The organism is Actinoplanes sandaracinus (genome assembly GCF_030009775.1).
In the GTDB taxonomy this organism is placed as follows: domain Bacteria; phylum Actinomycetota; class Actinomycetes; order Mycobacteriales; family Micromonosporaceae; genus Actinoplanes; species Actinoplanes sandaracinus.
Genome location: NZ_JASCTH010000028.1, coordinates 110,094 through 124,225 on the forward strand (window position 1 = coordinate 110,094; position 14,132 = coordinate 124,225).

Consider the following 14,132-nt stretch of genomic DNA (forward strand, 5'->3'; position numbering starts at 1 on the left):
CCTTCGCGACGGGTCTTAAACCGGTTCATGACTTCCCGGCGTTCGGAGAGCGTGGGGACGGGGTGCGGAACGGCGGGCCGCCCTGGTCGGAAGATGGGGGCGGGGAGGGCTGGCCACCGGGTGCCGGCGTAGGTGGCGGGCCAGTCCGGTCAGGTCGGTGTCGGCGATCACGTCCACCCCGGCCGCGCCGAGCTCGGTCCAGATCGCCGCGCGAGCCTTCCTGGTGCCGTCCGGCAGGCCGGCGATCCGGACCGTACGGCCGTCGTCGTGCGCGGCCCGGACCAGAGCGTGCAGCTGGTGCCGTTCCTCGGCGGTGATCGGCTCCTGGCCGTCCCAGCCGAACCGGCGGGTCCACGACTCACTGACCATCGGCGCCAGCGACGGCGGGGTGGAGCGGGAGCCCAGGTCGTCGAACGTGCCGTCGGCGAACGCGTACCGCTCGGCCTGTGCGGCGAGCAGGTCACGCACGTCGACGGCGCCGGTCACCGTCACGGTCACCGCGCCCGGGGTCAGCACGCCGTCACGGCAGCGACTCAGCAGGCCGGCGTGGTCCTGGAGCTGCCGGTCCAGCATTCGGTAGGCGCGCAGCAGCGCGGCCGGATCACGGTTCGTCCCGCCGAACTCGATCACCAGCCGGAACGGCGCCCGCTGGTCGGGCCAGATCCGGCCGCCGGCGGCCGCGGCCCGGGCGAAGAGCGGCGCCAGGACGAGACGGCGCAGGGTACGGCCCGGCTGGGGCTGACCGGGGCCGAGGAAGAGCTCGCCGTGCGGGCCGGGCGCCACCCGTACCGTCAGGCCGGCCAGCCGGAGTTTGAGCACCCCGGGCAGCGGGTCGGTCGCGTCCGGGCCGGTCAGCGCGTGACCGGCGGCGAGACAGGGGCGGGCGCGGCGGAGCACCGCGACCGAGACCGCGCCTCCCGCGCCGGCGAGACCGGCCAGTCCGCCGGCGATAGTCGCCATGTCCTGCACCACGCACCATCCGATTCGTACGTTATGGGTGTTTCATACTGTGGCACAGCTGATACTCGCAGGCTGGCAAATGTCGAGCACAATTCCCTTCATGCCGTCACCCTCCGCGGTCGAGTTCGAGGACCAGCGCTCCTACCTGATGGCCGTCGCCTACCGGATGCTCGGCAGCCGTGCCGAAGCCGAGGACGCGGTCCAGGAGGCCTGGCTGCGCTACGCGCAGCAGACCCAAGAGATACGAGACGCGCGCGGGTGGCTCACCACCGTCACCGCACGCATCTGCCTGGACCAGCTCAATTCGGCGCGGGTACGGCGTACCTCGTACCCCGGCGAGTGGCTCCCCGCCTTCGTGATCGAACCCGACAGCGACCCCGCCGGCCAGGCCGAACTCGCCGACCAGGTCAGCATCGCCCTGCTCGTGGTCCTGGAGAGACTCACCCCCGAACAGCGGGTGGCGTTCGTCCTGCACGACGCGTTCGGCGTGCCGTTCGACGAGGTGGCCGCGGTCCTCGACAGCACACCCACGGCGGCCCGCCAGCACGCGTCACGGGCCCGGCGGGCGGTCGCCGACGGTGGGGTCCGGCACACCGCGGGGCTCGCCGAGCAGCGGCGGGTGCTCACCGCGTTCCTCGCGGCGGCACAGGGCGGCGACATGCGGACCCTCGCCGCCGTACTCGCCCCCGACGTGGTCGCCATCGGTGACGGCGGCGGAGTGGTCCGCACCGCGCTGCGCCCGGTCCTCGGGGCCGACAAGGTGGCCCGGTTCTTCGCCGGCCTGCTCACTCACCGGCTGGCCGACCTCACCGACATCAAGGTGGACCCGGTCCTGGTCAACGGCTCCGCCGCGATGATGCTCCGCGCCACCCACCGGGACGGCGACAGTCTGTTCGTGGTCGTCACGGTCGCGGTCCACGAGGGCCGGATCACCGGCGTCTTCAACCAGCAGAACCCGGAGAAGCTGATTTTCGCCCGCGACATGCCGTAAGAGCGGTCTTCGCCGAGGGAACCCGCACTACTGCTGGGTCACTTGGAGGAGGTACTTGCGGTAATGCGAGGCGAACGGCTCGGAGCCGTCGCCGAGCGCCGCCATCAGCTGCCGGGACGCCGCGAAGGCGTGCTCCACCAGATCGTCCGGGTAACCGAACGCCACCCGGTGCACGGCGAACTCGTCCTCGTCACGCAGCTCCACCACGGCTGTCTCGCGGCGGCGGACCGCGTCCAGGTCGAGGTCGATGATGTGGACCGTGTCACCTTCCCAGCGGGCCGGGGTGGTGATGTCGCAATACACCTCGCTGGTCCGCGGGGGCGGGTTGAACATGCCGGTCCACCACGCGTGATGCGGAATCAGCAGGACGAACGGGATCTGTTCGACAGACGGGCGGCCGTGGTAGACAGACGCGGTGCCACGGGTCACACCGACCCAGATGCCGAGGTCGTCCTCGGCCAGACGACGTGCCGGGTAATCGCGATGCGCCGAACCGTCGTACTTCGTGTAGATGACCCGGACCATCTCGCTCGGCATGGCTTGCACCCTAGCGGTGACCCGGTTCTGTCGGTGGTGGCGGGTACGGTTCCTCCGTGCCCGCAGCTTCCAGGAAGAAAGCCACCGCAGAGCAGTTGCTCGCCGCCGCCGTCGGTGCGGTTCCCGGTGGGTCCGCCCGCCCAGGCCAGCAGGCCATGGTGGAGGCCATCGACAAGGCGATCAGGGACCGTGAGCACCTGCTCGTCCAGGCCGGCACGGGCACCGGGAAGAGCCTCGGATACCTCGCCCCCGCCCTGCTCGTCGACGGCCCCGTGGTGGTCTCCACCGCCACCCTGGCGCTGCAGAACCAGCTCGTGGCGCACGACCTGCCCCGGCTCGCCGAGGCGGTCCAGCCGGTCCTCGGGCGTAAACCCACCTTCGCCGTGCTCAAGGGCCGGCACCACTACCTCTGCGTGGCGAAACTCGAACACGCCGACGAGGACGGGCAGACCGACACTCTCTTCGACGCCGGGCCCGTCGCGCCCAAGGCCGGGCAGTGGCTGGGCGAGGCCGGCCGGCTCGGCAAGCAGATCCAGCGGGTCCAGGCCTGGGCGGCGAAAACGCAGACCGGCGACCGCGACGAGCTCGACCCCGGCGTCGAGGACCTCGCCTGGAAACAGGTGTCCATGCCGGCGCGCGACTGCGTCGGGGTGGCCCGCTGCCCCTACGGCGCCGACTGCTTCGCCGAGGCGTCCCGGGTTCGCGCCCGTGAGGCCGACATCGTCGTCACCAACCACAGCCTGCTCGCCGTCGACATGCTGGCCGACCGGCAGATCGTCCCGCCGCACAAGCTGCTGATCGTCGACGAGGCGCACGAGCTCGCCGACCGGGTCTCCTCCGCCGCGCAGGCCGAGATCACCCCCGAGGCCGTCGAGCGGGCCGGCCGCCGCTCCCGCACCGTCATCACCCCGGCCGCCGCCGAGGCGCTGGCCGAGGCCGCCGACGCGCTCACCGTCGGCCTCGCCGACCTGCCCGCCGGGCGGCTCACCGACGGCCTGCCCGAGCGGCTGCGCCTGGCCGTCACCATGCTGGAGTCGGCCACCCGGGCCGGTCTCAGCGCCATCGGCGAGATCAAGTCCGACGACTCCGACCCGGTCGGCAAGCAGCAGGCCAAGGCGGTCCTCGACGAGCTGTCCGACACCGCCCAGCGCCTGCTGGAAGAGGACGACCACGACGTCGCCTGGGTGGAGAAATCCGACCTCGGCAGCGGCCGGCGGGCCCTGGTGGTCGCGCCGCTCTCGGTCGCCGGCACCCTCGGCCAGAACCTGTACGCGGACCGCACCGTCGTGGTCACCTCGGCCACCCTGACCCTGGGCGGGCGGTTCGACACGGTCGCCCGGTCGCTCGGGCTGCCCGCGTCAGCCCCCGGGGCGGACGGGAGCGCCCCCGAGAAAGACGGCTGGACCTCGCTCGACGTCGGGTCGCCGTTCGACTATCCGAAACAGGGCATCCTCTACGTCGCGGCCCACCTGCCCCGCCCCGCCGCCTCCGGCCTGCCGGACGCGGCCGGAGCCGAACTGCTCCGGCTGGTCGAGGCGCTCGGCGGGCGGACCCTCGGGCTCTTCTCCTCCCGCAAGGCCGCGACACAGGCCGCCGAGTTGCTGCGGGCCAAGACCGATCTGCCGATCCTTCTGCAGGGCGAGGAGACGCTGCCGATCCTGGTCCGCAAGTTCAAGGAGGACAAGGCGAGCTGCCTGTTCGGGGTGATGTCGCTCTGGCAGGGCGTGGACGTGCCCGGCGACGCCTGCCAGCTGGTCGTCATCGACCGCCTGCCGTTCCCCCGCCCCGACGAGCCGCTCGCCGCCGCCCGCGCGGCCTCGGTCGACGCGTCCGGCGGCTCGGGGTTCTCCGCGGTCAGCGTTCCGATCGCGGCGGTCCGCCTGGCACAGGGCGTCGGCCGGCTGATCCGCTCGACCGGCGACAAGGGCGTGGTCGCCGTCCTCGACTCCCGCCTGGAGACGGCCCGCGGTTACGGCGCCTTCCTGCGTAAGTCGCTGCCCCCCTTCTGGTACACGACCCGTCCCGACGTCGCCGAGGGCGCCCTGCGCCGCCTGGCCCAGAGCTGAGAGCTGAGGGGTTCGCTGTGCTCTTGATCGCGTGCACGTTCCTGGTGGATCGGGACGGAGCGTTGCTGTTGCAGTTGCGGGACGACAAGGCGCCGTTCTTTCCGAACGTGTGGGGTCTTCCGGGCGGTGCTGTGGAAGACGGCGAGACTCCCGAGGAGGGCGCCAGCCGGGAGCTATGGGAGGAGACCCGGCTGCGGCCTGACGGCGCCTTGCGGCTTTTCGCCCGGCAGGAGCTGCCCGAGCAGCGGCGGGTCAAGAACTATTTCTACGGGTCGACCTCGGCAAGGCAGGAGGACGTGGTTCTCGGCGAGGGCGCCGCGATGATCTTCGTGCCGGCAGCGGAGGTCCTGGGCCGGCCTTTCACTCCCGGAAGCGCCGAGATGATCGAGCGGTTTCTCGTCTCCCCGGAATATGCGTCCCTTGTCCGTTCTTCGAATGGTGAGACTCGTGGCCCTCGCCCCTATCCCTAGTCGCTTGTAAGCTAGCTCCATGACAGGTGGAGATAGCAATTGCCCAGGCGTGACCAGTGCTTTCGCAGACGTTCCGGCATACGCTGGTCACATGCCCAGTGCTGAGAGCGAGGCATCACGCCACGCTCGGGAATTCGAGCCGGTGACTGTGGACCTCCAGCGTAAGGCGCTGTTCGTCGCACGCGCGGCGGCCGAAGCCAAAGGCGTCTCCCTCTCCGAGTGGTTGTCCCGAGTGGCCTGGGACAAGGCCATCGAAGAGGCTGCGGAGACAAGCGCGGAGCAATACGACCTTCATCCCGACGAGCCGCCAGGCTGGGCGGAGGCGACCATGGATCGCATCTTCGGCCTGGATGCGGCGTGAGGCGCGGCGACGTCTGGACCGCGGTTCGCCTCGGTCATGAGCGCAGCGTCGTCATCGTCGGAAACGATGCGATCAACCACCGTCACGCAGGAGTGCTCGTCGTCCCGCTGTCGGACGTTCACGAGCCTGACCTGACCATGCCGGCTGTAGCCGACAGCGGGGGAAAGCCGCTGGGGACGTTTCTCGCGCATCATGTCGGCCAGGTCGACAAGGCTTACCTCACGTCGCGCACCGCGGTTCTTGCTCCCGCGAGTCAGGAAGACGTCGATATCGCGCTCCGGGCGGCGCTCGATCTTTGAGCGGTGCGTGTCACCATGGCTGCCGTGACGGGGCCGGGGTATGGGTATCCGCCGCCGGTTCGGGATGGGCGGCGGCGTCGGTGGACGTGGGTCGCGGTTGCCGGCTGGGTCGTCGTGCTGATGGCCGGCGTGTTCTGGTCGGTGCGTCACGATCCGCCGACCGTTCCTGAGCAGCGTGACATCGGGCAGGCGCTGTCCGGGCTGCGTGCGGCGTCCGGTGCGGTGGTCGCGGCCGCTCAGGCGGAGCGGTGGGTGCTGCGTCTCGGTGAGCTGCGAGTCGACGACTGTGCGATCACCCCGGTGCGCGACGGGCAGGAAGCCACCCGTGATGTGACGCTCTACGTGCCGGAAGGCGACGCCCGGGCCGCGCTCGACGCGATCGCCGACGGGCTGCCGGCTGACTACCGGGCCGGGGTGCTCGCCAGCCGTGGGGCCACCCTGCTGTCACTCTTCGCGGACGCGGGAGAGCACGTCGGGGTCGAGGCGGAGGCGCACGCCGCCGACCAGGTGCTGACCGTGCAGATCTTCACCGGGTGCCGGCCGTCCGGGAGCGAGCTGGACCGGGCGGATCCGGCGGTCGGAGCGGTGCCGGCGCTTCTCGATGCCACTGTCGCCGGAATCGGGGCGGGCGGCGGCACGGGTGTGCCGGCGAGCCGGGCGGTCGTCTGCCCGGGCGGCGGGACGCTGTCGACCTTCGAGGCCGACGCGGGACCGGCCGGGCCGGAGAGTGGACCCCGCGGTGTCCCGGATGGGACAGAACCGGTGTGGGTGGAAGCGGGCGGCTGGGCGTACCGGGCCGGGTCCGAATCGGTCGTCGTCACCAGTGTGGGTGAGCGGTTGCGGGTGAGCGTGACCACAGGCTGCCGCGCGGGCTGAGAGCCCGCCGTGAGACGCGTCAGTAGACGAGGGCCTGGGCTCCGTCGGACATGATCTCCTCCACGAAGACCGCGGCGCCGGCGATGCGGATGCCCGGGATGACGTCGTCGGGGCCGATGCCGCGGCGGCCCGCGCACTGGGTGCAGAGGGTGACCCGGCCGGCCTCCAACAGCACCGTGAGCAGGTCAGGCAGGGGCGCGGCGTGTGGCAGCCCGAACTCGGAGGCCCGGCCCGGCAGGGCGAACCAGGCGGATTCCCCGGTGAGCCAGAACGACACCTCGGCTCCGGCGGTGACGGCGGTGGCCGCCACGGTGAACGCCTGGGAACAGCGCTCCGGAGCGTCCGCTCCGGCGGTGGCCTTGACGACCAGCAAACGTGCCATACCGGCCAGCATAAGATGGGCCGGTCATGGTTACGGAGATCGGGTTCGTGAGCCTGCTGGTGGCCGCCCTGGGCGGGCTGGCCGGCGGGTTCGGCTATCTGGCATTGCGCATTTCGAGGGGACGCTGGTGAGCAACGAGACGGAAAACCCATTGGGACCGCCGCCGTGGCTCAACGCGCCTCCGGTCGGCCCCTACCCCTATGAGGACACCCACGACCTGCGGTCCGGCCCGGACCTGCACCCGTCGCTGCTCGGCCTGCTGCCGTTCGTCGGGCTGTGGCGGGGCCGCGGCCAGGGTGGGTTCCCGAACGAGGACGACTACAACTTCGCGCAGGAGGTGCGGATCAGCCACGACGGCCGGTCCTTCCTGCGCTACGAGTCGCGGGCCTGGCTGCTCGACGACGAGTCGACGCCGATCGGGAAGGCGCTGGTCGAGTCCGGGTTCTGGCGGCCGGTGCTGGTCGACGGCCGTCCGGGCGACGAGATGGAGGCGACGATGATCCGGCCGGACGGGGTGGCCGAGCTCTATCTGGGCAAGGCGGCCACGACCCGGCTGGAGATGGCGGCGGACGCGGTCGCCTACACGCCGTCGGGCCTGCCGGTGACCGGTGGGCACCGGCTCTTCGGGATCGTCGAGGGCGCGCTGCTCTACGCCCACGAGATCGCGGTCGACCAGAGCGGTCTCAAGCCGCACATGTCCGCGCGTCTGTTGCGCATCGGCGGCTGACCGCGGTCGATCAGTCGACCGGGAAACCCAGTAATTCCAGCAACCGGGGTGTCCAGGGCGAACGTGCCCGGGGCACCCCGTCCAGACTCGTCACCTCGGCGAGCCCGCGCAGTGACGAGGCCAGCCAGATCGCCTCGGCCGCGGCCAATTCGTCCAGTGTGACCATCCGCTCCGAGGCGCGCAGGCCCGCCGGCCCGGCGAGCGACAGCAGGTGCAGCGCGGTGATCCCGGGCAGGATGCCGGCCTCGGCGGGCGAGACCGTGCACAGCTCGCCGCCCGCCAGCCAGACCACGGATGCGGTGGGCGCCTCCAGCACGTACCCCTCGGTGGAAAGCCAGATCATGTCGTCGGCGCCCTGCCGCGCCGCCCAGCGGCGCGCGGCGAAATTGCTCGCGTAGGACAGCGACTTGGCCGCCGAGATCGACCACGGCGGACGCCGCCGGATCGAGACGCCGAGGTCGGCGCTGATCGTCCGCACCCCCTCCCGCCGCTCGCGGAGCAGCCCGTCGGGGATCGGGGAGACGGACATGTTCAGCAGGCCGCGGGTATAGATGATCCGCAGGGCCCCCGTGCTCTCGAAAACGCGGTTCCGCACGGGAGAGAGATCCGGCTCGGGAAGGCCGAGGATCGCGGCGGACCGGACGAGCCGGGAAAGGTGCTGTTCGAGCAGCCACGGGCCGGACGGCCGGAGATCCACGGTCTCGAAGACGCCGTCGCCGAGAAGGTCGGCCGGTGTCACCAGGATGCGCTCCGTCACCGTTGCGAATCTAGCGAACTATGCTTCGTCACGTGTCCGCCACATCGCTAGCCGCCATGCTCCGCGAGCGGGGCCTGCGACTCACTCCCCAGCGTCAGCTGATCCTCGAGGCGGTGCACGAACTCGGTCATGCGACCCCCGAGTCGGTGCACACCGCGGTCCGTGAGCGGGCCGCCGGCGTCAACATCACCACGGTCTACCGGACCCTGGAGCTGCTTGAGGAACTCGGCCTGGTCAACCACACCCATCTATCGCATGGCTCGCCGACCTATCACCCGGCGGGTGACGACCAGCACGTCCATCTGGTGTGCCGGTCGTGCGGTTCGATCGCCGAGGTGGACCCCGCGGTGATGGACCCGGTCACCGGCCTGCTCCTGCGCGAGCGGGACTTCCGGGTCGACGTGGGTCACGTCTCGCTGTTCGGCCTCTGCGGCGATTGCAAGGACACCCCGTGAGCCCCGGCGACCGGCTACTTCCGGGAGCCCCTGTGCGCCCCGGCGACCGGCTGTCGCCGGGAGCCCTCGCGGGCATCGGCGACCGGCTACTGCCAGGAGCCCTCGTGGGCACTGGCGACTATCAGGAGGCGTCCAGTGACCGTCGTCACGATTGAGGACCTGGAGCCGGGTTCGCCCGACGCCGGGGTGCCCGCCCACTTCGGCGACCCGATGCGTGAGCAGCGCCTGCTGGAGACCGGCGTCGGCCTGGTCGACCGGTCGAACCGTGCGGTGATCGCGGTTCCCGGCGTGGAACGGGCGAGCTGGCTGCACACGCTGACCACCCAGCACCTGTCCGGCCTGAGCGCCGGTGAGGGCAGTGAGCTGCTCGTCCTCTCACCCAACGGGCACATCGAGCAGCACGCCCTCATCGCCGAGGACGGGACGACCGCGTGGCTCGACACCGAGCCGGGCGCGGGCGCGGGCCTGCTGCGGTACCTGGAGATGATGCGGTTCTTCACCCAGGTCGAGCCCCGGGACGCGAGTGCCGAGATGGCGGTCCTCTCGCTGGTCGGCCCGGGCGCGGCCGAGCTCTTCCCCGACCTCGCGGAACCCCGGGTGGGCGCGGTGCCGGGCGCCAAGTTCGCCGCCGGGTCGGTCCCTGCCCAGGCGACGAGCCGCTATGCCGTACGGGCCTTCGAAGGCGGCCTGGCCAGGCGGGTTCCGCTCGGGGTGGACCTGCTGGTGCCACGGTCCGATGCGCCGGCCGTGACCGAGCGGCTCGGCGTGGCACGGGCCGGGCTCTGGGCTTACGAGGCGATCCGGGTGGCCCGCCGGCTGCCACGGCTGGGCTGGGAGACCGACCACCGGACCCTGCCGGCCGAGGCCGGTTTCCTGGCCGCCGGCGTGCACCTGGACAAGGGCTGTTACCGGGGACAGGAGACGGTCGCCCGAGTGCATCACCTGGGCCGTCCGCCGCGCCGGCTGGTCCTGCTGCACCTGGACGGGGTGGCCACCGACCATCCGCCGGCTCAGGGCTCCGCGGTCGAGCTGGACGGCCGAGCCGTCGGCTTCGTCGGCACCGCCGTGCGCCACCACGAACTCGGCATGATCGCCCTGGCCGTGGTCAAGCGCAACGTCGCTGACGACGCCCGGTTGAGCGTGGGGGAGTCGGCCGCCGCCATCGACCCTGAGTGAGTCGTTGCGCGTGGCAGGATGACCGGCATGACCGGGACTTTGATCACCGTCGCCCCGACCGGCGCGGAGAGCAGCAAGGCGGACGTGCCGGCTCTGCCAGTGACCCTGGACGAGCTGGTCGTCACCGCCAAGGAGTGTGAGGCGCTCGGCGCCTCGATCATCCACGTCCATATCCGCGACGATGACGCCCGCCCGACCCTGGACCAGGGCCGCCTGCGGGCCACCGTCGCCGCACTGCGGGAGGCCACCGGCCTGATCGTGCAGCTCTCGTCGGGCGGATCGGTGCACGATCCGGAGGCGGACCGGCTGGCGGTGCTCGACGCCGCCCCCGAGATGGCCTCCTGCACGATGGGCACGGTCAACTTCGGCGACGACGTGTTCCTGAACCGTTGGGAGTTCATCGTCGGCCTGCACACCCGCATGCAGGAGCGCGGGATCGTGCCGGAGTACGAGATCTTCGACCTGGGGCAGCTCACCACCCTGCAGCGGCTGCTCGACCGGCACGGCCTGCCGGCCGGCGGGCACGTCCACCTCGACCTGGTGATGGGCGTTCCGGGCGGGATGCCCGGGACGGCGGCCGCACTGGTCGCGTGCGAGCGGGTGATCCGTGACCTGCCGGCGGGCACCACGTTCTCGGCGACCGGCATCGGCCGCGGCGCCCTGCCGGTGATGCTGACGTCGCTGGCGGCCGGCGGTCACCTGCGCGTCGGCATGGAGGACACCCTGACGTACGCGAAGGGCCGCCCCGTCGAGTCGAACATGCAGCTCGTAGCCCGTGCCGTCGGTTTCGCCCAGCTCGCCCAGCGCCCGCCGCTGACTCCGGCGCAAGCCCGTGAGCTGCTCGGAATCCCCGCCCGATGATCGTCGCTGAAGTCGTCCGTTCGGGTTTCGTGGAGAGCGTCCACCACGGTGTGGTCGCCGTCGTCGGCGGGGAGAGCTTCGGGGACGTCGCGAGCCCGTTCTTCCCGCGGTCGTCCAACAAGCCACTGCAGACCGTCGCCCTGCTGGAGTCCGGCCTGGTCCCACGGGAGGAGGCCGACCTCGCCCTGATCAGCGGCAGTCACGACGGCGAACCGTTCCACGTGGAACGTGTCGGGGCCATGCTCGTCGCGGCCGGGCTGGGGCCGGAGTCTCTGCGCTGTCCGGCCGACCTGCCGCTGGGCGAGACCCCGCGGCGGGCCTGGCTGCGCGGTGGAGGCGAGGCCGAGCCGATCCTGATGAACTGCTCCGGCAAGCACGCCGGCATGCTCGCCACCTGCGTGATCAACGGCTGGCCGCTGGACTCGTACCTCGCGGTCGATCATCCGCTCCAGAAGGCTCTCGCCGATGCGGTGAGCCGCCTGTCCGGTGAGCCGATCGCGGCGCTCGGGGTGGACGGGTGCGGCGCGCCGATCTTCGCGATCTCGCCGATCGGCCTGGCGCGGGCCTTCCAGCGACTGGTCGAGGCGGAGCCGGGCACCCCGGAGCGCCGGGTGGCCGACGCGATGCGGGCGCATCCCGCGCTGGTGGCGGGCACCGGCGCCGAGGACACCGTGTTGATGGACGCGGTGCCGGGCCTGCTCGTGAAGAAGGGCGCCGACGGGGTGGCCGCGGCTGCCATGGCCGGGGCCGGTGCGGTGGCGCTCAAGATATCGGACGGCTCGGCTCGGGCTCGCGTACCCGTGCTCATCGCGGCCTTGCGCGGTCTCGGCCTGGAGGTTCCCGATCTGCCCGAGCCCGTTCTCGGTGGCGGCCGCCCGGTCGGTGAGGTTCGTGCGGTATTCCAGATAGCGGGGTGACTCGGTTCACGCTAGCTATTGCAAGCGTTTCGCTTGCAATAGCTAGCACTCCTGGCTAGCTTTGAGCCATGGCCACACCCAAGGATCTGCCCGAGGACATCGGAACCTTCATCCGAGACCTCAGGCAGACCGCGAAGATCTCGCTCCGGCAACTCGCCGACAAGGCGGGGGTGAGCAACCCCTACCTGAGTCAGATCGAGCGTGGCCTCCGTAAGCCGAGCGCCGAGGTGCTGCAGCAGATAGCCAGCGCCCTACGAGTGTCGACCCCCGCGATGTACCTGCGGGCCGGACTACTCGATGGTGAGGGCCAGCAAGGCGTGCTGGCCGCCATCGCGGTCGACCCGGAGCTCACGATCGCGCAGAAGCAGTCCCTGTCGCAGATCTACGAAACGTTCCGCAACGAGAACGCGCGCAACAACGCGCAGCCTTCCGACCCCGAGAACGGCGCGCCCCGGACCACCCCGATCGCCGAGGAGAAGTCATGACCGAGCAGACCAAGACCAAGATCCCCGCCCCGCTGTACGCCGCCGCAGGCGCTGGTGACATCGCCTACGAGCAGCTCCGCAAGCTGCCGGCCGTGCTGACCGAGCTGAGCGACCGCGCCACCGCCTCGCTGAAGGCTTACAACGAGCAGGCCGGCACCAAGGCCGCCGAGCTGCGCGGCAAGGCGCAGGAAGCGGACTTCGTCGCCCTGCGCGAGAACGCGACCAGCGCCGCCTCGACCTTCGCCCAGGTCGCCCAGGAGCGCGCCCTCGCCGTCTACAACGAGCTGGTCGCCCGCGGCGAGCGCGTGGTCGGCACCGGTGTGATCGAGGCCGCCGACGTGGTCAACTCCGACATCGAGACCACCGAGCAGCCGAAGGCCGTCGAGTCCGCGGTCGCGGAGGCCAAGGCCGTCGAGGCCGCTCCGAAGCCGCGCAAGCGGGTGAAGCCGGCCGCGTCCACCGACAAGCCGGCCGAGTGACCACTCGATAAACCGACACGATCCGAGGGCCCCGGCGCTGCTGGGGCCCTCGGCATAGACTCTCCCTCATGGCAATAGCAGCGGCGCCGATCTTCTTCGACCTCGTCGTCAGTTACCTCAACTTCGCGGTCCTGCTCTTCGCTCTGGCGGTGCAGGCGGTCGCGCTGATCCACTGCCTGACCCAGCGCGGCCCCGGGTTCCAGGCCATCGGCACTCTGCCGAAAGGCGCGTGGGCCGGCATCATCGGCGTCTGCCTGGCACTCACCCTGCTCACCAGGGGCAGCCTCATCATCATCAGCATGATCGGTATCGCCGCGGCCCTGATCTACATGCTCGACGTTCGCCCAGGCCTGAAAGATCTCTCGGACGGCAAGGGCTTCTGGTGACCCGGGCGCGCCGGCTCCGGGTGCGGGGTTGAGGGGCCGTTTCGGGCCGCCTCCTCCGGACGGCGGCCCGCGCCTGCAGCGCGTCGACCGGACAGGGCCGCGCACGGGCCGCCCCACGCTGCCGGGTCCAGCGACCGAGCTGGTCACCCTTCCTTCCGGCGTACGCCTGGAGCAACTCGTCTCCGGAGTCGGTGACCCGGTCACGGTCTTCGCGCACGGCCTCGCCGGGGACATCGCCGGCACCCGCCCGCTCGGCAGCGCCGTCGCCGGCCGCCGGGTGTTCTTCCACTTCCGCGGACACGGCCGGTCCGGCGCACCGCCCGGCCCCTGGTCGTTCGGCGACCTGGCCGACGAGGTGCGCGCGGTCGCCGACCTGGCCGGAGCGACCCGGGCGGTGGGCGTCAGCATGGGCGCGGCCGCGCTCTGCCGGCTCGTCGCCGCCACTCCGGACAGGTTCGAACGGGTCGTCCTCTACCTTCCCGCGCCCCTCGACGGCACCCGTGCGGCCGCCTCGGCGCAGCGCCTGCAACGGTTGCTGGCCTCGGTCGAGTCGGGCGAGGCCGCGATGATCGCTGACGCGGTCGAGCAGGAGATGCCCCCGTCGGTGCGTAACACCCCGGCCGGCTGGAGTTTCCTGCGGCAGCGGGTGGAGCAACTGCAACGCGACGGGCTCGCACCGGAGGTCGATTCGCTGTGGCCGGAGCCGGCACTGGCCGACGAGTGGCTGCTCAAAGAGTTCCGTGGCCGGTCCTTGGTGATCGGCTGCCTCTCCGACGAGGTGCACCCGGTGGGCTGGGCGGAGCGGATCGCCGGTCTGCTGCCCGGCGCCGAGCTCGAGATCTTCGACCGCCCGGCCATCCTCTGGAACAGCCGGGCGGCGCTGCGGGACCGGATCTCGGAGTTCCTGAACCGGTAACTTCAGGCGCTTATGCCCGAAAGCCGTAACT

At 71.4% G+C, this 14,132-nt stretch carries 19 protein-coding genes and 1 pseudogene; 16 read left to right on the forward strand and 4 right to left on the reverse strand.

From position 1 onward, the window contains the following. Window positions 1-15 precede the first annotated feature (15 nt). Entirely contained in the window at window positions 16-960 is a 945-nt protein-coding gene (locus QLQ12_RS35365; RefSeq protein ID WP_282765154.1) for a PI-PLC domain-containing protein, read from the reverse strand. Window positions 961-1,060: 100 nt separating this feature from the next. Between QLQ12_RS35365 and sigJ the strand changes: the two genes are divergently transcribed. Continuing rightward, window positions 1,061-1,951, forward strand: a complete 891-nt coding sequence (gene sigJ / locus QLQ12_RS35370) for an RNA polymerase sigma factor SigJ (protein ID WP_282765155.1) — start codon at window positions 1,061-1,063, stop codon at window positions 1,949-1,951. Window positions 1,952-1,978: 27 nt separating this feature from the next. Here sigJ and QLQ12_RS35375 read toward each other — a convergent pair whose 3' ends face one another. Beyond that, on the reverse strand, window positions 1,979-2,488 hold the full coding sequence (locus QLQ12_RS35375) for a DUF402 domain-containing protein (protein ID WP_282765156.1): 510 nt from the start codon (window positions 2,486-2,488) through the stop codon (window positions 1,979-1,981). A gap of 155 nt (window positions 2,489-2,643) precedes the next feature. On the opposite strand from QLQ12_RS35375, the gene QLQ12_RS35380 reads away from it, so the two are divergent. The 5 genes from QLQ12_RS35380 (at window position 2,644) to QLQ12_RS35400 (ending at window position 6,560) form a co-directional block, all read left to right on the forward strand. After that, on the forward strand, window positions 2,644-4,554 hold the full coding sequence (locus tag QLQ12_RS35380; RefSeq protein WP_282765210.1) for an ATP-dependent DNA helicase: 1,911 nt from the start codon (window positions 2,644-2,646) through the stop codon (window positions 4,552-4,554). 17 nt (window positions 4,555-4,571) lie between these two features. Continuing rightward, a complete protein-coding gene (locus tag QLQ12_RS35385) occupies window positions 4,572-5,024 on the forward strand; it encodes an NUDIX hydrolase (protein ID WP_282765157.1) in 453 nt (150 codons plus the stop codon). Between the two features lie 91 nt (window positions 5,025-5,115). Then, entirely contained in the window at window positions 5,116-5,385 is a 270-nt protein-coding gene (locus QLQ12_RS35390; protein WP_282765158.1) for a hypothetical protein, read from the forward strand. Beyond that, window positions 5,382-5,684: a type II toxin-antitoxin system PemK/MazF family toxin gene (locus QLQ12_RS35395; RefSeq protein ID WP_282765159.1), complete on the forward strand. Its 303-nt coding sequence runs from the start codon at window positions 5,382-5,384 to the stop codon at window positions 5,682-5,684. The genes QLQ12_RS35390 and QLQ12_RS35395 overlap by 4 nt, the downstream gene beginning before the upstream one ends. Window positions 5,685-5,804: 120 nt before the next feature. Beyond that, window positions 5,805-6,560: a hypothetical protein gene (locus QLQ12_RS35400; RefSeq protein ID WP_282765160.1), complete on the forward strand. Its 756-nt coding sequence runs from the start codon at window positions 5,805-5,807 to the stop codon at window positions 6,558-6,560. 19 nt (window positions 6,561-6,579) lie between these two features. On the opposite strand, the gene QLQ12_RS35405 is transcribed toward QLQ12_RS35400, so the two are convergent. Beyond that, a complete protein-coding gene (locus QLQ12_RS35405) occupies window positions 6,580-6,954 on the reverse strand; it encodes a DsrE family protein (RefSeq protein ID WP_282765161.1) in 375 nt (124 codons plus the stop codon). A 14-nt stretch (window positions 6,955-6,968) separates the two neighbouring features. Here QLQ12_RS35405 and mtfM point away from each other — a divergent pair, with 14 nt between their 5' ends. Beyond that, window positions 6,969-7,073, forward strand: coding sequence for a small membrane protein MtfM (gene mtfM / locus QLQ12_RS35410; RefSeq protein ID WP_282765162.1), 105 nt, complete (start codon window positions 6,969-6,971; stop codon window positions 7,071-7,073). Then, window positions 7,070-7,669 (forward strand): FABP family protein, encoded by a 600-nt coding sequence (locus tag QLQ12_RS35415; RefSeq protein ID WP_282765163.1) that lies wholly within the window; start codon window positions 7,070-7,072, stop codon window positions 7,667-7,669. The genes mtfM and QLQ12_RS35415 overlap by 4 nt, the downstream gene beginning before the upstream one ends. A 10-nt stretch (window positions 7,670-7,679) precedes the next feature. On the opposite strand, the gene QLQ12_RS35420 is transcribed toward QLQ12_RS35415, so the two are convergent. Next, window positions 7,680-8,426 carry an aminotransferase class IV gene (locus QLQ12_RS35420; RefSeq protein ID WP_282765164.1) on the reverse strand — a complete coding sequence of 249 codons (747 nt, stop codon included), beginning with the start codon at window positions 8,424-8,426 and terminating at the stop codon, window positions 7,680-7,682. 20 nt (window positions 8,427-8,446) lie between these two features. On the opposite strand from QLQ12_RS35420, the gene QLQ12_RS35425 reads away from it, so the two are divergent. The 8 genes and pseudogenes from QLQ12_RS35425 to QLQ12_RS35460 all read left to right on the forward strand — a co-directional run bounded on the left by QLQ12_RS35425 (window position 8,447) and on the right by QLQ12_RS35460 (window position 14,101). Beyond that, complete coding sequence (locus QLQ12_RS35425) at window positions 8,447-8,881, forward strand: Fur family transcriptional regulator (RefSeq protein ID WP_282765165.1); 435 nt, start codon at window positions 8,447-8,449, stop codon at window positions 8,879-8,881. A 135-nt stretch (window positions 8,882-9,016) separates the two neighbouring features. Beyond that, a complete protein-coding gene (gene ygfZ, locus QLQ12_RS35430) occupies window positions 9,017-10,057 on the forward strand; it encodes a CAF17-like 4Fe-4S cluster assembly/insertion protein YgfZ (protein WP_282765167.1) in 1,041 nt (346 codons plus the stop codon). 27 nt (window positions 10,058-10,084) lie between these two features. Further along, window positions 10,085-10,918, forward strand: a complete 834-nt coding sequence (locus QLQ12_RS35435) for a BKACE family enzyme (protein WP_407651664.1) — start codon at window positions 10,085-10,087, stop codon at window positions 10,916-10,918. Beyond that, window positions 10,915-11,835 carry an asparaginase gene (locus tag QLQ12_RS35440; RefSeq protein ID WP_282765169.1) on the forward strand — a complete coding sequence of 307 codons (921 nt, stop codon included), beginning with the start codon at window positions 10,915-10,917 and terminating at the stop codon, window positions 11,833-11,835. The genes QLQ12_RS35435 and QLQ12_RS35440 overlap by 4 nt, the downstream gene beginning before the upstream one ends. 68 nt (window positions 11,836-11,903) lie before the next feature. After that, a pseudogene (locus tag QLQ12_RS35445) lies at window positions 11,904-12,248 on the forward strand (helix-turn-helix domain-containing protein); the annotation flags it as partial. Between the two features lie 68 nt (window positions 12,249-12,316). Further along, window positions 12,317-12,799 (forward strand): hypothetical protein, encoded by a 483-nt coding sequence (locus QLQ12_RS35450; protein ID WP_282765170.1) that lies wholly within the window; start codon window positions 12,317-12,319, stop codon window positions 12,797-12,799. A gap of 68 nt (window positions 12,800-12,867) precedes the next feature. Continuing rightward, entirely contained in the window at window positions 12,868-13,185 is a 318-nt protein-coding gene (locus QLQ12_RS35455) for a DUF2516 family protein (protein ID WP_282765171.1), read from the forward strand. A 28-nt stretch (window positions 13,186-13,213) separates the two neighbouring features. Further along, entirely contained in the window at window positions 13,214-14,101 is an 888-nt protein-coding gene (locus tag QLQ12_RS35460) for an alpha/beta fold hydrolase (protein ID WP_282765172.1), read from the forward strand. The last annotated feature ends 31 nt before the right edge of the window (window positions 14,102-14,132 follow it).